Annotated in this window: 18 protein-coding genes; 8 read left to right on the top strand and 10 right to left on the bottom strand. The window is 69.6% G+C overall.

Annotated elements, in window-relative coordinates; translation table 11 throughout:
- Positions 1-69: 69 nt before the first annotated feature.
- Together Asi03nite_RS01425 and Asi03nite_RS01430 are read left to right on the top strand one after the other, a co-directional pair.
- A complete protein-coding gene (locus Asi03nite_RS01425) occupies positions 70-903 on the top strand; it encodes a MerR family transcriptional regulator (RefSeq protein WP_239102286.1) in 834 nt (277 codons plus the stop codon).
- 50 nt (positions 904-953) lie between these two features.
- Positions 954-1,334: a VOC family protein gene (locus Asi03nite_RS01430; RefSeq protein WP_203676432.1), complete on the top strand. Its 381-nt coding sequence runs from the start codon at positions 954-956 to the stop codon at positions 1,332-1,334.
- A 211-nt stretch (positions 1,335-1,545) separates the two neighbouring features.
- On the opposite strand, the gene Asi03nite_RS01435 is transcribed toward Asi03nite_RS01430, so the two are convergent.
- Both Asi03nite_RS01435 and Asi03nite_RS38380 read right to left on the bottom strand, forming a co-directional pair.
- Complete coding sequence (locus Asi03nite_RS01435) at positions 1,546-2,550, bottom strand: Gfo/Idh/MocA family oxidoreductase (protein ID WP_203676433.1); 1,005 nt, start codon at positions 2,548-2,550, stop codon at positions 1,546-1,548.
- A gap of 411 nt (positions 2,551-2,961) precedes the next feature.
- Complete coding sequence (locus Asi03nite_RS38380; protein WP_275409298.1) at positions 2,962-3,090, bottom strand: hypothetical protein; 129 nt, start codon at positions 3,088-3,090, stop codon at positions 2,962-2,964.
- 71 nt (positions 3,091-3,161) lie between these two features.
- Here Asi03nite_RS38380 and Asi03nite_RS01440 point away from each other — a divergent pair, with 71 nt between their 5' ends.
- Positions 3,162-3,518 (top strand): hypothetical protein, encoded by a 357-nt coding sequence (locus Asi03nite_RS01440; protein ID WP_203676434.1) that lies wholly within the window; start codon positions 3,162-3,164, stop codon positions 3,516-3,518.
- A 336-nt stretch (positions 3,519-3,854) separates the two neighbouring features.
- On the opposite strand, the gene Asi03nite_RS01445 is transcribed toward Asi03nite_RS01440, so the two are convergent.
- Positions 3,855-4,397 (bottom strand): universal stress protein, encoded by a 543-nt coding sequence (locus tag Asi03nite_RS01445; protein WP_203676436.1) that lies wholly within the window; start codon positions 4,395-4,397, stop codon positions 3,855-3,857.
- A gap of 123 nt (positions 4,398-4,520) precedes the next feature.
- Between Asi03nite_RS01445 and Asi03nite_RS01450 the strand changes: the two genes are divergently transcribed.
- The gene (locus tag Asi03nite_RS01450; RefSeq protein WP_203676437.1) at positions 4,521-4,826 is read left to right on the top strand and encodes a universal stress protein; all 306 of its coding nucleotides are present in this window, start codon (positions 4,521-4,523) and stop codon (positions 4,824-4,826) included.
- A gap of 60 nt (positions 4,827-4,886) precedes the next feature.
- Here the strand turns inward: Asi03nite_RS01450 and Asi03nite_RS01455 are convergent, their stop codons facing one another.
- Entirely contained in the window at positions 4,887-5,162 is a 276-nt protein-coding gene (locus tag Asi03nite_RS01455; protein ID WP_203676438.1) for a DUF1876 domain-containing protein, read from the bottom strand.
- A 326-nt stretch (positions 5,163-5,488) separates the two neighbouring features.
- On the opposite strand from Asi03nite_RS01455, the gene Asi03nite_RS01460 reads away from it, so the two are divergent.
- Together Asi03nite_RS01460 and Asi03nite_RS01465 are read left to right on the top strand one after the other, a co-directional pair.
- Positions 5,489-6,064 carry an AAA family ATPase gene (locus tag Asi03nite_RS01460; RefSeq protein ID WP_203676439.1) on the top strand — a complete coding sequence of 192 codons (576 nt, stop codon included), beginning with the start codon at positions 5,489-5,491 and terminating at the stop codon, positions 6,062-6,064.
- A 111-nt stretch (positions 6,065-6,175) separates the two neighbouring features.
- Positions 6,176-6,913, top strand: a complete 738-nt coding sequence (locus Asi03nite_RS01465) for a class I SAM-dependent methyltransferase (protein ID WP_203676440.1) — start codon at positions 6,176-6,178, stop codon at positions 6,911-6,913.
- On the opposite strand, the gene Asi03nite_RS01470 is transcribed toward Asi03nite_RS01465, so the two are convergent.
- From Asi03nite_RS01470 to Asi03nite_RS01480, 3 genes are all read right to left on the bottom strand, one after another.
- Positions 6,910-8,508 (bottom strand): nucleotidyl cyclase domain-containing protein, encoded by a 1,599-nt coding sequence (locus Asi03nite_RS01470; RefSeq protein WP_203676441.1) that lies wholly within the window; start codon positions 8,506-8,508, stop codon positions 6,910-6,912. The genes Asi03nite_RS01465 and Asi03nite_RS01470 overlap by 4 nt on opposite strands.
- Positions 8,509-8,616: 108 nt before the next feature.
- Complete coding sequence (locus tag Asi03nite_RS01475; protein WP_203676442.1) at positions 8,617-9,210, bottom strand: HD domain-containing protein; 594 nt, start codon at positions 9,208-9,210, stop codon at positions 8,617-8,619.
- Between the two features lie 445 nt (positions 9,211-9,655).
- Positions 9,656-10,630 (bottom strand): TolB-like translocation protein, encoded by a 975-nt coding sequence (locus Asi03nite_RS01480; protein ID WP_203676443.1) that lies wholly within the window; start codon positions 10,628-10,630, stop codon positions 9,656-9,658.
- Between the two features lie 156 nt (positions 10,631-10,786).
- On the opposite strand from Asi03nite_RS01480, the gene Asi03nite_RS01485 reads away from it, so the two are divergent.
- Complete coding sequence (locus Asi03nite_RS01485; RefSeq protein WP_203676444.1) at positions 10,787-11,617, top strand: SDR family oxidoreductase; 831 nt, start codon at positions 10,787-10,789, stop codon at positions 11,615-11,617.
- A 60-nt stretch (positions 11,618-11,677) separates the two neighbouring features.
- Here the strand turns inward: Asi03nite_RS01485 and Asi03nite_RS01490 are convergent, their stop codons facing one another.
- Positions 11,678-12,277, bottom strand: coding sequence for a biotin transporter BioY (locus tag Asi03nite_RS01490; RefSeq protein WP_203676446.1), 600 nt, complete (start codon positions 12,275-12,277; stop codon positions 11,678-11,680).
- Positions 12,278-12,292: 15 nt separating this feature from the next.
- Between Asi03nite_RS01490 and Asi03nite_RS01495 the strand changes: the two genes are divergently transcribed.
- A complete protein-coding gene (locus Asi03nite_RS01495; protein WP_275409299.1) occupies positions 12,293-12,736 on the top strand; it encodes a DUF6314 family protein in 444 nt (147 codons plus the stop codon).
- Positions 12,737-12,749: 13 nt separating this feature from the next.
- Here Asi03nite_RS01495 and Asi03nite_RS01500 read toward each other — a convergent pair whose 3' ends face one another.
- On the bottom strand, positions 12,750-13,967 hold the full coding sequence (locus Asi03nite_RS01500) for a sensor histidine kinase (RefSeq protein ID WP_203676449.1): 1,218 nt from the start codon (positions 13,965-13,967) through the stop codon (positions 12,750-12,752).
- 127 nt (positions 13,968-14,094) lie between these two features.
- Positions 14,095-17,541, bottom strand: a 3,447-nt coding sequence (locus Asi03nite_RS01505) for a HAMP domain-containing hybrid sensor histidine kinase/response regulator (RefSeq protein WP_203676450.1), incomplete at its 5' end; no start/stop codon positions are given.

The following is a 17,541-nucleotide window of genomic DNA, read 5'->3' on the forward strand; positions in this document are numbered from 1 at the left end:
GTGGTTCTCCGGATTCTCGTACCGGTCCCGGTTTGACTCTCCCCTTGCAGGAGGATGCAGGCTGTCCGGGTGGCACAGTTACTGACGGTCGGGGAGTTCTCCCGGCTGACCCACTTGACGGTCAAGGCATTGCGGCACTATCACGAGGCCGGAGTCCTGGAGCCGGCGTCGGTCGACCCCTCGACGGGCTACCGCTACTACACGGCGGAGCAGGTCGATCTCGCCCAGCTGGTGCGCCGGCTGCGCGAGGTCCGGATGCCGGTCGCCGGCGTACGACAGGTGGTGTCGACGGCCGATCCCCTGGCCCGGGAATCGATGATCGCCGCCCACCTCGACGTCCTGCGACAGGAGTTGACGGCGACCGCGGCGGCTGTCGGGTCGTTGCGGGCGCTGCTGGCCGGCGGCGCCACTGATGAGCTGACCTTCCGGCAAGCCGGGGAACAGCAGTGTCTGATGATCGACGGGCACGTCGATCAGGACAGCCTGACCGCGTGGTGCGCGATGGCGTACCCGTTGCTGTACGCCGTGGCGGGCCGGTGGGGTCTTGCGCCGAGCGGGCCGAGCGGGGCCCTGTACGCCTTCGAGTGGTTCCAGGTCGGGGGTCAGGTGACAGCGTTCCTGCCGGTCGCCGCGCCCGGGGCCGGCCAGCGCGGCTGGCGTGCGGACGGAGGCCAGGTGCGGTGGGGTGCGCTGCCCGCCCAACGGTTGGCGGTCGCCGTGCACGCCGGGCCGTGCGGCGATCTGGACCGCACCTACGGTGCTCTGGGCCGTCAGGTGCTCGGACGCGGTATCGGGGCCCCCGGGCCCGTCCGCGAGCTCTACCTGGTCACATCCGCCGACACCGACGACCCGGACCAGCTGCGGACCGAGGTGTGCTGGCCGGTCACCGGCCCACCGTCCTGACCGTGCCCGCGTCGTACCCCACATCATCAATCTCGTGCAAGGAGTGCCCGATGCCCCTGTCGATCGCACAGATCGTCGTTGACTGCGCTGACGCGCAGAAGCTCGCCGAATTCTGGGCGCAGGCCCTCGGCCGCCCGGTCGACCCGGATGCCAGCTCCGACTTCGCCACCATCGGTCACGGGGCGTCAGCCACCGGCAGCGCCCCGGCGCTGATGTTCATCAAGGTTCCCGAGCCCAAGCACGGCAAGAACCGGATGCACTTCGATCTGGCCGCCCGTCAGGTGCCGGACTGGCAGAGCGAGGTCGACCGGCTGCTCACGCTCGGCGCCACCCGGGTCGATGAGCATCAGGCCTTCGGCTGGCACTGGATCACCATGCGGGACCCGGAAGGCAACGAGTTCGACCTCGGCGCCGGCGCCGCGACCCCATGACCTCCCGATCCCGCGCCGGCCGGAGCCCGGTGTGACTGCCCGGCCAGGTCGGCCGCGACCTGGGCGAACCTCTCGTCATCCGGATCGGACACGGCCACGCCACCGATCGTGCGCAGCTCCAGCAACCGCCAGCCGAGCCGCCCGAGCACGGCGAGCCGGGTGCGCGGGTCACGGCCCGCCCCATCGCCGACGCCGCACAGCGGCAGGGCCGTCACGAGCCGGGGTTCCGGCGTGCGGCGCACCGTTTGGCGTCGGCGAGCAGGCGTACGACGTCGGCGTTCACGGCCAGGCGATCGGTGACCGTGGCCGACTCCTGACCGCCGGCCGTGGCGAAGTAACGGTAGGCGTCGGCGACGCACGCTCCGAGCGCATCGTCGAGGAAGACCGCGTGACCGCGGCGGCGTCCGTCATCGACGACGAGTTGCGCGTGGTGGTCCGCCTCGCTGCCGGGGTACCAGCCGGTGAGGGTGCCGCCGGTGAACCGGGCATGAACGCGGCGCTCGCGCACCGGTGAGGTCAGATCGGAGTCGATCCGGGTTCGCACGCCGCCCCGATGGGCGACGGTGAGCCAGGCCGAGCCGAGCCGGGGCACGACCACGCCGCCCGCACGCAGGTCACCCCAGGCGGCGTCGCACACCTGACCGCCGCCGGCCAGCCGGAGCGCGGCTCCGAGCGAGTGCGGAATCTCCACGTCGAACGCGGTCGGATGCTGCTTGTCCCGCAGGCCACGATCGAAACGCGGCCTGCGCTGGCGGAAGGTGAGCGAGATCAGGCGGCCCAACATGCCGGAGGAAATGATCTTCTCGATGCGGCTGGTGAGCGTGCTGCTCAGCCATTGGCTCATCGGTACGACCTGCAGGCGGTGAGCGCCGACGATCCGCAGCAGCGCCTCCAGGCCGGCCTCGTCGACCGCCAGCGGCTTCTCGATCACGAAGCGCCGGAATCCGCAGGCGGCGAGAGCGGCCAGCACGGTGGCACGGCCCCGCGGCGGCATGCACACGTGCGTGACAGTCGTCGCCGGATCGAGGCGGGTGGCGGCTTCCGCCGGCGACGCCACGACTGTCACGCCGGCCGTCTCGGCCCTCGACCCGACTGCCGGATCCCAGCCCAGCACGGGGCGCATCGGATCGCGCAGCTCCGGCGGCAACCGGCGCAACGCCGGCAGGTGCAGGCCGGCCCCGGAACGGCCGAGTCCGACGATCAGGGAACCGCTCACCACAGACTCGGTCGCGCTACTTCGCGATTACTCACAGCCACAATCTTGTCGACAACAGCCCCGAAAAATGGATTCGACACGCTAATAGGACACAATATGACGCATCTTGACATCGCAGCGGTCACTCCGCAGACGTACCAGGCCATGTGCGCCTTCACCGCGGCAGCCGGACAAGGTCCCGATCCCGCCCTCGCCGCGCTGGCGAAGGTGGGGTCTCCCGGCCTTCGGCGAGCGCGAGCCGCAGGCGCTCGCTCTCGCCGAGGCGGTCACCCTGGCGGTCTCGGATCCACCCAAGCCCGAGGCGGCGCCGCGGGCGGCATGCTCCATCTTCGAGCCCGGCGAGCTGGCTCAGCCGCTGTGGATGATCACCGCCGTGGGCGGCGTGCGCGCGTCCGTACACCCGCACCTCGGTCAGACCCGCGTCACGAGCCGCTCGACCGTGCCGTCGTCCCAGAGCCGTTCGCCCAGAGCCAGTCGTTCGCCCTCGTCCGGGAACGAGGAAGCGAAGACATAGCCAGGATTTCTAATGCCATAAGTCATAGTATGTCCAGATATCATGGCACAGGTCCCATCCGTGGGTGCCTGGGAGAAAGGACGTCACCGCCATGCTGTTGCACCGACTCGCCGCGCCTCTCGCGACCGGACTGCTCCTCGCCGCAACCGCCGCGCCGGCCCGAGCGGCCGACCCGCGGCGCACCGCCGGGCCCGCCAAAGGGCAGATCGTCGTCTTCGCCACCGAACTGCAGACGGCCACGGTCTTCACCGACCCGCAAGGCTGCCAGCGGCTACCGCCGGGCGCGCATGTCGTCGTCAACCTGACAAACGTCTTCGCCAGGCTCTACGCCGACCCGTACTGCAAGGTGCCGGCGGTGCCGTTCGTGACGGTCAAGCCGGGATACGGCAGTCACGTGTCGGCCGTCGGCAGCCTGAAGACGGAACTCATGACGACGAGCGTGGATCCCGGGTGACCCGATGTTGTGAGGGTTGGTTGCAGGCCGTGGTGAGGCGGCCATAAAAGGCGAGGTCACTGTCGGCTCCGCTGGAAAACTGACCACGTGGTTCCGGGTGAGGGTCTTTCGGGGACCGCTGATGCCCTCGACCACGCCGACGGTCACCCCGGTCCACGGGGACCGGAGTCCAGACGCTGCGCGACGCCGTCCAGGTTGTCGAGCGGACCGCTCGGTGGCGCTCCTCGGGCGGGCGAAGTGGACGCCTCGCGCGCGCCGGTCAACCCCTTAGCGCATTGGCTCCTTGCGTCCTCTCCTCGAAATTGCCGAGGGTGGGGTGGCCGCTCGGCAGCTATGTCATGTCTCTTCCTCCTTTCCTCGGGTGTGGTTCCATGGCGCCTCGTCGCCCCGGCCGAAATCGGAGTCGAACGGCGCCTGTCCGGTGCCACGTACCACCACGACCGGGCAGTGCGCGTGCTGCACGCACTGCTGGCTGACCGAGCCGATCAGGGCGCCGGCGAACGAGCCGAGCCCGCGGCAGCCGAGCACCAGCAGGGCGGCGTGTGCCGACGCGTCGATCAGCACCTGCGCGGGGTGGCCCGGCAGGATGCTCTCGGCGACCTTGAGATCCGGCTGGCCCTCGCCGAGCACATCACGCACCGCGACGGACATCATCTTTCCGGCGGTTTCGGCCGGATTCTCCTCGGAGGGCACCACGGGCGCCCAGCCGTGGTAGGCCGGAAGATCCCATGCGGCGATCACGTGCAGGCGGGACCCGGTGAGTCGGGCCTGGCCGGCCGCCCAGCTCAGCGCCTGCCGGGCCGGCACCGAGCCGTCCATGCCGACGACGATGTCACCGTCGCGTACCTCGGAGCCGTTGATCTCCTCGATCCCAGGCATCACACACCTCCCGTGACGCTTCCAGCATGCGCCGGACAGGCGTCGTCGGTCAGGGCCGTTCGGCCCTGCTGACCTTCCCTCTGGGCACGCGACGATCGATGCAGGCGACGTGAGGGAGGAACCGTGCGGGTCCGTTCCCGCCCTCGAACACCGGTCACCGGCGGCGACGCGCCACCGCGGGACGCCGCCGAGCGACATCGGCTGGCGCAGCAGCTCGTCCCCTGGCAGGGCAAGTACCCGCAGGTGCCGGTGGAGACGGTGATCTCCACCGACAGCGCCGCCGCGATGTTGACCGAGATCTCGCACGGCACGCGACTGATCGTCGTCGGCAGTCACGGTCACGGGCTGTTCACCGGCACACTGCTCGGCTCCACCGCCGTCCAGCTGCTGCGCCACGCCGACTGCCCGGTGCTCGTGGTCCGCGGTTGACGGATAGGCAGCCACGGCCGCCGCGCGACCGGTCCGGAGCACACCGGCCCGCGGCTCCGGTCAGCTGGTCAGATGCGCCGGCCGGTGGGTCATCTGCTCGATGTCGGCCGCGGTCACGTCGAGCAGCTGGTACGCCAGGTCGGCGAGGGCTCGTGCGGTGGCCAGCTCGGCGCCGATCTCCGGCACCTCCCGGTCGCGGGGCGCCCGGTGCGCGACGCCCTCGCCGTGCATGCGCGGCTCGGCCTCGCCCTGCAGTACCGCGACGGCACGGGTGCGGCGTTCGTCCTCGTGCTCGTCGATGTTGATCTCGACGGTCCAGTTCCTCGTGTGGGTCATCACTCGCTCCCTTCTGGTTCTCCTTGCACATGACAGCCGTGTGCCGGGTCACCGCACAGTGCCGTTGGTCCCGTTCTTGGTCCCGATCTCCCCCACCGGCACCTGCCTTCGGCGCCACCATCACGGGAGGGAGGCATGGGGCTGGGCGGCATGACCGGAGCCCTCGATCTCAACAGTCGACGAAATTTGCGGCGCCCGTCGCGCCAAGGCTCGTGAAATCCGACATACATTTACCATTTACGATGCACCTACCCCGCCCTCCGGCCCGGGTGCACCCGGCGCCCCACCCCGTTACAGTTCGACAAGGGTCAACGTAAGGAAAGTCGATGTTGCGGATGGCTGTGATGGGCGCCCATGGAACAGGAAAAACCACACTGGTCTCCCAGCTTTCCAAGATCCTGCAAAAACCCGTCGTGACGGTGCAGGGAATTCCCCGCCAGCTGATCCGGGAGGGGTACAAATTCGGTGACAACCTTGAGCTCGACGCCGTCGCCGCGTACTTCACCGAACAGCGCCGCCGGGAAGTCGACGGTCAGCGGCTGAGGGCAGCCACCCTGCTCACCGAACGGACACTGCTCGACGCCGTCGCCTACGAACGGGCGAACCGGAGCATGTTCGGTCGTGGCTGCTTCAGTGCTGATCTATCGGCCTTCATGACCCGGGTGGCGTTCGACCACCTGAACACCTTCGATCTCGTCGCATACTGCCCGATCCTCTTCCCCCTCGAGGACGACGGCATCCGGGGTGGCAGCGAGGAGTACCAGCGATCCGTCGACCGGGAATTGCGATCACTTTTGGCCAGCGAGTCGATTGACGTGCCCACCACCGTGGTGACCGGTCCCGTCCAACAGCGTGTCCGACAGATCCTGGAGACGCTCGACGCGTTCGATCGCGGCCCATGAGCGGGCCGCACCGGACTTCGGAGGTACAGGTGGTTGTCTTCTGGGCCAGCCCTCGCGGCACCGGGGCCGGCGATTGCCGGGGGATCGGCGGTCGCGATGAATCCTGATTACTTGGCGACTCTGGACGCGCTCCGCCGAGCCTTCGGTCCGGCCAGCGAGACTCCGCTGCTCGTCGACATCATGGCCAAGCATTTCGGGCGACCTGGCACGATCTCGATGCTCGACGTAGGGATAGGCAACGGTGTCTCGGCCCGGAAGGTGGCCGAAGGGCTGTCGCGGAACGGAATCCACGTCGAGTTGACCGGGATAGATCCGTATCTTCCGCCCTCGGCGTACCAGCTGAACTGGCCGCGGAAACCACACCTGGCGGCTTCCGGACTGGCGTCCTTCGACCCGGGTAGCACTTACGATGTCGTCAATGCCACGCAATGTCTTTACTATCTCGGCGACGAGAGCGCCGCCCTCAGGAAGCTTGCCTCCCTGGTCTCACCGGGCGGGATTCTGACCATCACGGTATGGGACGACGGCTGCACCTTGAAAAAGATCCATGATGCTTACCTGGCACCCGGGCGGCCTTCGCCCTCCGGGATGGGCGTCAGCAGGGCGCTGGCCGGCGTGCCGTCGCTGACCGGGCCGTCCCAGGTCTATCGATTCGCCGGCACGATCCGCCTGGCCGGCAACGACGGCACGATCCTGGACGCGATCCTGGACATCGCCGGACGGGGAGCGGGAAGCACCGGAGAGGCACGCCTGCGGGCGAAGGCCTACCTGCGATCGCTCGGCACCACCGCTCCCCGCCGCAACGCCATCGTCACCGCCGGCCGGGCCGCGGAAGGGGCGGGGATCTAACTCACGACCTGCCACATGGGGAGCGGCTCGCCGTGCTTGGTGGTGTGCCCCGACACGCTGTCGAATTTCACCTCCGGCAGTTCGTCGGCGGCCGGACGGATGCACTGCTGGTAGTAGGAGTCGCTGATAAGAATCTGGTTGGCACCGGCAGCCGACATCACCCGTGCCGTCCAGTTCACCGCGTGCGAGATCAGCTGAGGGCCGCCCGAGTCGAAGAACACCCAGGTCGCCGGACCGCTGTTGATGCCGAAGCGCAGCTCGTACCCGCGTAGTTCCTCGTACATCCGCTTCAGCCGCAGGGCGACACGAATCGGTGACAACCTGCTCGTGACTTTCCGGAATCCGACGAAGACGCCGTCGCCGGTGAGGAGTGTCGCGATGTCCGCCGGGTCCTCGACGGCCAGCACTTCCTCATGCCTCAGCGAATCGAGCAGATCACGGAAGATGGTGTACTGCTGCCGATCAGTACGCTTGCTGAAGTCGACCGTGTCGATTCCGAGCAGGTACACGTTCTCCTGGGACTCTCCGAGTATCGCCGGTAGAGGGCTACGCAAGACCGACCCCTTTCTTCTCCTTCTGGACGTTGGTACGAAAATCTTCGACGGACGTGGCGACCGGTCCGCCGAGAACAGCCGCCCGACGAGGGATCCCTCGGCTCGCCGTTCGGCTCCGAGAAGCTGCTGGAACTGCTGGTGTCGCCGACGCTGAGAAAACATGCTGCGTGCGATGGCGAGCCGGACGACGGGATCCCGCTCGCGGACGTACCAGCCGGACAACTCGTCCGCGAAATCGGCGCTGAAACTGGTATCGATCAGACCGAGGGCCAGGCCCTCGCGTACCGCCGGCGCCTCGTCACTCATCCCCTGCCGGACAAGATCGATGTAGGGCAGCAGATTTGCCCGGTCCTTCAGAAGCACCCGCAGATACCACCGGCGGACGCTGGAGGGGAACTTCGCGAAATCCTGAGGATAGAGAGGTATGTCGGCGATTCGCCCGTGCGGGTCGTTGTGGATCGCCCACACGGCATACTCGGTCACGCTGGCCGTCGAGCCCGAGACGAGATCGGCGAGCACCTCCTTGGGCAGGACGGACGGATCCCGCCCATATCGGAGGCTGATCCACCGATGCAGCAGCGGATCGTCATCGTCCATGGCTTTCCGCAGCACTGAGCGTTCGACAGGCGCGCTCACCTGGAAATATCCGGCAGCGAGCTGGATGGCCACGGCGTCCGGATCGATCCCGACACCGGCCAGGTTTCGCCGGGCGAAGGCCCGGCCGGCGACGACATGCAGTGCCCCGGCGGCCCAGCTGATGTTCTCCGGATCGGTGTCCACTCCGTCCAACTGCCCGATCAGCCAGGGCGCGAGCTGCCCTATTCTGAGAAGCGCGACAAGTTTGTAGAGCCACCGCCGAACATAGCGATCAGTCGAGCCTTTCAGGTTCACGATCGCCGCGTACAGCCGGGGGTCCCGGCTGAGATCGACACGCTGGCCGGCCTCGATCGCATAACACAGCCGTTGCAACGCGTTCTTCACCAGGATGTCGTCACCGCTGGCCAACAGGGCCAACAGCTCTGCGCCGCTGGGAAGCGCCATGACGGGATCCAAGTCCGAGGAGGGATTCAGCCGAGGTCGGTGTGCTTCGTGGCGCCGGGCTCGGGTGGACGCCCGGCGGCCGGTCGTAGGCAGCGTTCCGATGGACGATCAGTAGTGGGATTCCGTGGATTCGGGTTGCTCTGTCAACCCCTGCCAGTCCCCCGCGGTGGCGCGATTCTTGCCCTCGAGATGCCAGGAGTGGGGGTTCGTGCGCAGCAGCGACTCGTAGAGTTCCACCGCCGTCTTCGTGCGGAGTTTCGTGTTCACGCCGTCACGGATCGGCTTGAACATCTCGGGCAGGCGGCTTCCCGTGGCGGCGAGCTCGCGGAGTTCGAAATCGACGTCCAGGGTGTCGGCGTCCTTGACGATGCGCGCCTCCAGGCTGGACTGCCGCTCATATTCCTGCCAGAGCTCCTGGATCCACTCCAGCGACGTGTCGGCAGTCATGTCCCCGAGCGCCTTGGCCTCGTGCCTCTCGGTGTAGAGCCGGGACATGTAATGGACGTCGCCGGTCCGCGTCTCGGCCGCATCGTGGACCAGAGCCATTTGAACGACCTTGCCGCAATCGGCCCCCTCTCGGCTGGCGATTGCCAGGGAAATCCACGCCACTCGCATCGTGTGCTCGGCGACGTTGGCAAAACTGATTCCGCCGAACTGATTCCAGGTCCGGGCCAGATGCCGCATGGTGCCGATCTCGAACATGAGCTGAGTGTCGCGCTGAAGGTCCATTGAATATCAGCCAATCGGTAGGTGTCGGCCCCCGCTGCTGAGGAGCGCGGGCCCGGGCCAAGCAGGGTTCCATGGGTTCTGAACAGGGCCGGCACCAGGCTTGGCCGTCCAATCGGCCTGAGACGACCGGCGCCCGTGGTCGCGCGTATTCTCATGATTCACGAATTGCCGGCGACCGCCCCCCTCGGTGTGGCTGCACATGCGACGGGGAGAACTCTAGGGCAGGCGGGCGTCCGGCGAAAGCGACGCGTGCGCACCGGCGAGTCCCCCGTTTCCACCACGGGGAACGCCACTCCGGCCGCATGCCGGGTGAAGATCGGAATGGCGCGCTGACAACGTCAGGGACCAAAGAACTGTCGCATACTGATCAGTGCGGGAACGAGCCGCCGGAGATTCTCTCAGTCGCCGGCCGGGAGGGTCACGGCAGCCGCCGGGTCACCAGCCGGGGCGCGCCGCGGCCCGGATGTTCGACCAGCGCCACGGACCGGCCGTCCGGGGACAGCGCGGGTGCGTCGAAGTTCCCCGTGGTCAGCGATGTGGTGGATCCGTCCGTCAGGCTCACCACCGCCACGCCCTGGTCACCGACGACGACGGCGCGGTCGCCGGTGACCGCCAGGCCGCGCGGCGCGGTGACGTGGCCGCCGACCAGGCGGATGCGCTTGGCGGTGAGGTCCACCTCGTACAGCTGCCAATCGCTGGTCTCCCCGCTGGAGGCCAGCACCACCACCTTGCTCATGGTCGGCGCCGGCGCCGGGAAACCGATCGCGCCGGTGGCGGCGCAGCTCTCCGGCGGCGGCGTCGCGAAGGCGGCGTCGAGGTCCCACGGGAGCAGCGCGGCCGGTTCGAGCGCCGGCATCCGCTGCCGGCCCTTGCGGTCCAACGGCGCGAGGCCCGTGCAGCCATCGACGTCGTACGTGGTCCAGCCCCGCCCCTCCGCTTCCGACCAGATGCCGTCGGCGCCGCCGTCGAGCGCGGGGAGACGGCGGACCGCGCTGGTCGGCGGGTCGACGCCGGTCGGCGGGTCGATCGCGGCCAGATAGGTGGGCTTGTTCTCGTACGGGCAGTCCATGACCGCGCCGAGACCGCCCTCCGGGAGCCGGCGCAGACTTCGCGGATAGGGCTCCTGGCACCACGAGGCGTTGGCGAAGTGGATCGGCTCCTGCTCGGGGTGACCGGGAATGGTCCGGTAGAGCTGGGCCGCCCCGCCCAGCCGGCCTGGTTCGTTGGCCAGGTAGTAGACCCCGTCCGGGAGCCAGACCACCGGGCCGGCCGGGTACCCGGCCTCGGCGGTCGCGCCGTCCACCAGCAGCCCCGCGGTTTCGTCGTCGCAGGCCGAGACCAGCAGGGCCAGCAGGCACAGGGTCGCGCCCAGCAACCGCGCTCGAACAGCCATCGTCCTCATTCCGTGGGCGGACCCCGGGCCACCTAATCATGGAGCAGCGCGGGGTGTGTGCTCAGGGCGTGCCGGCCGCGTGTGATCAGGATCCCGGGTGTTTTCGCCGGGCGGCGGGATAAGAGTGGGGTGACTACTGGAGAAAGGAGGTACCCGATGGCCAGGACGTGGTTCATCACCGGCACCTCGCGCGGCTTCGGCCGGGAATGGGCCGAGGCCGCCCTCGACCGCGGCGACCGGGTCGCCGCGACCGCCCGTGACGTCTCGTCGCTCGACGACCTCGTCGCCAAGTACGGCGACCGGGTTCTGCCGCTGCCGCTCGACGTGACCGACCGGGGGGCCGCGCTCGCCGCGCTCGCCCGGGCGTTCGAGCACTTCGGGCGTCTCGACGTGATCGTCAACAACGCCGGCTACGGCCAGTTCGGCATGATCGAGGAGATCAGCGAGCAGGAGGCCCGCGCGCAGTTCGAGACGAACGTGTTCGGGGCGCTGTGGATCACCCAGGGCGCGCTGCCGTACCTGCGGGACAGCGGCGGCGGCAACATCATCCAGGTGTCGTCGATCGGCGGGATCTCGGCGTTCGCCAACATCGGCATCTACAACGCGTCGAAGTGGGCGCTGGAGGGCTTCAGCCAGGCGCTCGCGCAGGAGGTGGCCGCCTTCGGCATCAAGGTGACGCTTGTCGAGCCAGGCGGGTTCGACACCGACTGGGGCGGCTCGTCGGCGAAGCACGCGACGCCGCTACCGGTGTACGACGGGGTGCGCGAACAGGCCGCGGAGGCGCGCAAGGGCCGGGTGGCGAGCCCGGGCGACCCGGCGGCCACGCGCTCGGCGATCCTGAGGATCGTGGACGCCGAGAACCCGCCGCTGCGGGTCTTCTTCGGGACCGCGCCGCTGGGCATCGCGACTGCCGACTACGAGTCCCGGCTCGCCGAGTGGCGGGAGTGGGAGCCGGTCTCCGTCGAGGCCCAGGGCACGAAGAGCTGATCGGCGCGGGCGCCGGGCCGGCCCCGCCGAGGGGCGGCCCGGCGCCGTGCGGGCCGAGGATCAGGCCGACCGGCGCGACCGGCGCCCGGCCAGCGCCCAGGCAGCCGGCAGCAGACCGGCCGCCAGGGCCGCCTTGACCGCGTCGCCGAGCAGGAACGGGGTCAGGCCCTGGCTGATCGTCTGGCTCAGCGTGAGGTCGGCCGCGACCGCCAGCCAGGCCAGGCCGGCGCCGTAGATGAGCACCTCACCGGCGAGCATCGCGGCGACCGAGCGGGGCACCGAGCGGTCCGCGCCGCGCTCGGCCAGGAAACCGCAGAGCGTGGCGGCCAGGAAGAAGCCGACCACGTAACCGAACGACGCGCCCGCGTAGCCGCTGCCGTGCCCGGTGAACCAGGGCACACCAAGCACGCCGGCCACCGCGTACAGCGCGATGGTGGCCGCCGCCCGGCGCATGCCGTAGGCGGCGCCGATCAGCAGCACGCCCAGGGTCTGGCCGGTGATCGGCACCGGGGTGCCCGGGATGTGCACCGCCACCTGGGCGAGCAGTCCGACGAAGCCGGCGCCGCCGGCGACCAGCGCGATGTCGCGGGCCAGAGCGCCCGGGACAAGGTCGGCCAGCACGATCGGCCGGGGCCGGTTCAACGCGACGGTCTGTGACATGGAAACCTCCGGAGGATGACTGTTCCAGGTGATCATCGGACAGGGACGGCGGCCGGCTTCCTCCGGGGGCGCTGGAAGGTGCGCCGTCGCATAGTCGACCACCGCGGTGGCGTCCGGGGCGAGTTCGCCGGGACGGCCGTCTTCGACGACGAGCTGCGCTACCGCGAGGAGGGCGAGTTGCGGTTCGGCGGACATCACGGTCCGGCAACCCGGAACCTGCGGTACGTCGACCGCGGCGCCTTCGTCCTCGACGTGCTGTTCCAGGACGGCCGCGAGTTCTACCGCCTCGACCTGAGCGACGGCGCCTGGTCGGCCGAGCACCCGTGCGCGGCCGACACGTACCGGGTGACCGGGCGGATCACCGGGCCGGACAGCTTCACCGAGCGCTGGCACGCCACCGGGCCGGCCAAGGACTACGAGCTGCTCACCACATTCGAGCGCGCCGGGCCGGTCGGGTAGGCCACCGGCTCCCTCAACGTCGGGGAAGGACGACGCAGACGGTGAGGCCGCCGCCCGGAGTGTCGCTCATCTCCAGCCACCCGGCGTGCGTGTGCACAATCCGGGCACAGGTCGACAGCCCGATCCCGTGGCCGAGGCCGTCACCGGGGTCGAGCCGGGTGAACGGCGCGGTGATCCGGTCCCGCTCCTCGACGGGCACACCGATGCCGTTGTCCGCCACGCACACCCGCACGTGGTCGGGACCGGTGCGCGCGGTCACGTCGATGCGGCAGGGCCGCCGCGGGTCACGGTACTTGACCGCGTTGCCGATCAGATTCTGCAGCAGGATCCGCCACTGGGTGACGTCGCCGATCACCGTGGGCATCGCCCCCACGGTGATCTCGGCGTGCGCGTCCGCGATCGGCACCGCGAGGTCGTCGAGCACCTGCCGGACCACGTCGGCCAGGTCCAGGTGCACGGCCTGGCCGGTTTCGGCGGTGGTGGCCTGCCGCAGCACGTCGTCGATCAGGGTGCCCATCCGCTGCGCCGCGGCGGAGATCCGATCGGTGCACCAGGAGGCGTCGGGGTCGGCGTTGACCGCCGGCAGCAGTTGCAGCTCGGCGGCATAGGACAGCACCCCGGTCAGCGGGCTGCGCAGATCGTGCGCGAGTTCGGCGGCGAACTGCCGCAGGGTCTGGTTGGCCCCCTCCAGCGCGGCGGCGGTGCGCTGCTGCTCACGCAGCAGGTCCGCGACCATGAACCCGTGCCGGCGCAGCTCCAGCACGTCGATGGCGATCCGCGCCAGGCGGTCCAAGCCCTGCCGCTGGGCCTCGTCCAGCACCCGGGGAGCCTCGTCGAACACGCAGAGAGTGCCGAGCACGAACCCGTCCGGGGCACGCAGCTGGCTGGAGCCGTAGAACCGGAACCGCTGCAGCTCCCCGGTGACGAACGGATTGTTCACGAACCGGGGGTCGGCGCTGGCGTCCTCGACGAACATCGGGTGCGGGGCGACCAGGGCCACCGAGCACATCGAGTCTTCCCGCCGGCACTCCGCCGTGTCGATCCCGACCGCGGCCACCTGGTACTGGCGCTCGGCGTCCAGCACGAACAGCACCGAGATCGGCACCTGGCACAGCTGCGCGGCCAGTTCCACGACCGTCTGCAGATTCGGTTCCGGGGGCCCGTCGAAGAGGTGGTAGCGGGCCAGTGCGGCCGCCTGCGCCCGCTCGTCCACCGTCCGCGCCCGGACCATCCGCCCACCTCCGCCCACCCCTTACGCCCAGCCTGGGGCGCCCGGGGCTTTCACCGTACGCCGGATCGTGCTCCCCCGGCGGCGGATCGGCGCATCCGGCCTGCCCGGCCGCCCTCGGCGGCCGCCGTCATCGGGCGTCACCGCCCGCGTCCAGCCAGCGCTCGATGCAGGTGAGCAGGTCCTCGGCGTCGACCGGCTTGGTGACGTAGTCGCTGGCGCCCGACGAGAGGCTCTTCTCCCGGTCACCGTGCATCGCCTTCGCGGTGACCGCGATGATCGGCAGGTCGGCGTACTTGGGCATGGCACGGATGGCGGCGGTGGCGGCGTAGCCGTCCATCTCCGGCATCATCACGTCCATCAGGATCAGGTCGATGTCGTCGTGCTGGGCGAGCACCTCGATGCCCTTGCGCCCGTTCTCGGCGTAGACCACCTCCATGCCGTGCAGTTCGAGGATGTTGGTCAGCGCGAAGACGTTGCGGGCGTCGTCGTCGACGACCAGGACCTTGCGGCCACCGAGGTTCTGCGCCACACCGGAGATGTCGGCGATCGTGTCGACAGGCGTCGGCGGGGGCACGACCGGCTGGCCGGCCTCCGTCGACAGGTGCAGGGTGATGCGCTCGCGCAGGTCGTCCAGGCTCGACAAGGACTCCAGCGGCCGGGTCTGGGCGAGCGCCTGCAGCAGGGTGTCGTTGCTCAGCGGCGCCTGCCGGGTGCGGAACACCAGCACCGGGAGCCCGCGCAGGTCCGCCTCGTCGTGCAGCGCCTTGAGGAAGTTCGGCCCGTTGTCTGCGGGCATCGTCAGGTCGAGCACCACGACGTGGAAGCGCTGGGCGCGCAGCTCGCCGATGGCCGCGTCCGGGTCGACAGCGGTCACCACGTCGGCCAGCCCCTGCGTCTCGGCCACCGCCGCCGCGGCGCCCCGGGCGATCAACGTCAGCAGCCCCTCGGCGTGGCTCTCGACCACCAGCAGCCGGCGCGGCGCGTCCGGCTCGGCGAACGGCGACGGCTGCGGGCCCGGATCCGCCGGGGCCGCCGCGACCACCGGCACCGGCCCGGTGATCCGCTGCACCGGCATGTAGAGCGTGAAGGTGCTGCCCCGGCCGAGCACGCTGCGCGCGCTGATCTCGCCGCCGAGCAGCCAGGCGATCTCCCGGCTGATCGACAGGCCGAGTCCGGTGCCGCCGTACCGGCGGCTGGTGGTGCCGTCGGCCTGCTGGAAGGCGTCGAAGATCGCGGTGAGCTGTTGCTCGGCGATGCCGATGCCGGTGTCGGTGACCCGGAACGCGATCACCGTCTCCTGCTCGGCCAGCGCCGGGGAGAGCTCGTCGCGCCGGGCCAGCTCGATACGCAGCCGGACGCTGCCGTGATCGGTGAACTTGACGGCGTTGGAGAGCAGGTTGCGCAGCACCTGGCGCAGCCGCTGCTCGTCGGTGAACAGCCCGAGCGGCACGTCGGCGGCGGTGGACACCTCGAAGTCCAGTCCGCGCGAGGTGGTCAGCGGACGGAACGTCGCCTCCACGTAGTCGAGCAGGTTGCGCAGCTCGAACGGTTCCGGGGCGATGTCCATCTTGCCGGCCTCGACCTTGGACAGGTCGAGGATGTCGTTGATCAGCTGGAGCAGGTCGGTGCCGGCCGAGTGGATGACCGTGGCGTACTCCACCTGCTTGGTGGTCAGGTTGCGGGTCGGGTTCTGGGCGAGCAGCTGCGCCAGGATCAGCAGCGAGTTCAACGGCGTACGCAGCTCGTGGCTCATGTTGGCCAGGAACTCCGACTTGTACTTCGAGGCCAGCGCCAGCTGCTGGGCGCGCGCCTCGAGCTCCTGACGCGCCTGTTCGATCTCCGAGTTCTTCGTCTCGATGTCGCGGTTCTGCCGGGCCAGCAGCGACGCCTTGTCCTCCAGCTCGGCGTTCGAGCGCTGCAGCTCCTCGGACCGGGCCTGCAGTTCCTCGGACCGGGCCTGCAGCTCGGCCGCGAGCCGCTGCGACTCGGTGAGCAGCACATCGGTACGGGCGTTGGCGACCATCGTGTTCACGTTGACGCCGATGGTCTCCATCAGCTGGTCCAGGAAGTCGTGGTGCACCTGGGTGAACGGCGCCATGCCGGCCAGCTCGATGACCCCGAGCGCCTGGTCCTCGACCAGGATGGGCACCACGACGACCTGCAGCGGCGCGGCCGAGCCGAGGCTGGAGGAGACGGTGAAGTACTCGGCGGGCATCCGGTCGACGACGATGCGCCGCCTGGCCACGGCGGCCTGACCGACGAGCGACTCGCCGAGGGCGTACCGCCGGCCGGCGCCGTTGTGCCCGTAACTGCCCACGACGCGCAGGTCCGCGCCCGTGCCGGTGTCGTCCACCAGCAGGAACGTGCCCAGCTGCGCGCCGACCAGCGGGACCAGCTCGTTCATCACCAGCGAGGCGACCACCTCGAGGTCACGGTGGCCCTGCATGAGCGAGGAGATCCGGGCCAGATTCGTCTTGAGCCAGTCCTGCTCCTGGTTGGCCCGGGTGGTCTCGCGCAGGGACTCCACCATGAAGTTGATGTTGTCCTTGAGCTCGGCGACCTCACCGGAGGCGTCCACGGTGATCGAGCGGGTCAGGTCGCCGGTGGCCACGGCGCTGGTCACCTCGGCGATGGCGCGCACCTGGCGGGTCAGGTTGCCGGCCAGCTCGTTGACGTTCTCGGTGAGCCGCTTCCACGTACCGGAAACGCCTTCGACCTCGGCCTGGCCGCCCAGGCGGCCCTCGCTGCCCACCTCCCGGGCCACCCGGGTCACCTCGGCGGCGAAGCTGGACAGCTGGTCGACCATGGTGTTGATGGTGGTCTTGAGCTCCAGGATCTCGCCCCGGGCATCGACGTCGATCTTCTTGGTCAGGTCGCCCTGCGCCACCGCGGTGGTCACCTGGGCGATGTTGCGGACCTGGCCGGTCAGGTTGTTCGCCATCGAGTTGACGTTGTCGGTGAGGTCCTTCCAGGTGCCCGCCACGTTCGGCACGCGGGCCTGACCGCCCAGCTGCCCCTCGGTGCCGACCTCCCGGGCCACCCGGGTCACCTCGTCGGCGAACGCGCCGAGCGTGTCCACCATCGTGTTGATCGTCTGCGCCAGGACCGCGACCTCGCCCTTGGCCTCCACGGTGATCTTCTTGCTCAGGTCGCCCTGCGCCACCGCCGTCGCCACCAGCGCGATGGACCGCACCTGGTTGGTCAGGTTGGAGGCCATCACGTTCACGTTGTCGGTCAGGTCCTTCCAGGTGCCGCCCACGTTGAGCACCCGGGCCTGCCCGCCCAGCCGGCCCTCGGTGCCCACCTCCCGGGCCACCCGGGTCACCTCGTCGGCGAACGCGGACAACTGGTCGACCATCGTGTTGATGGTCTCCTTCAGCTCCAGGATCTCGCCGCGGGCGTCGACCCGGATCTTCTGGGTCAGATCGCCGCGCGCCACCGCGGTGGTCACCTCCGCGATGCTGCGCACCTGGGCGGTGAGGTTGTCACCCATGACGTTCACCGACTCGGTGAGGTCCTTCCACGTGCCGGAGACGCCCTTGACGTCGGCCTGCCCGCCGAGCCGGCCCTCGGT

This window comes from Actinoplanes siamensis (genome assembly GCF_016862395.1).
Classification (GTDB): Bacteria; Actinomycetota; Actinomycetes; order Mycobacteriales; family Micromonosporaceae; genus Actinoplanes; species Actinoplanes siamensis.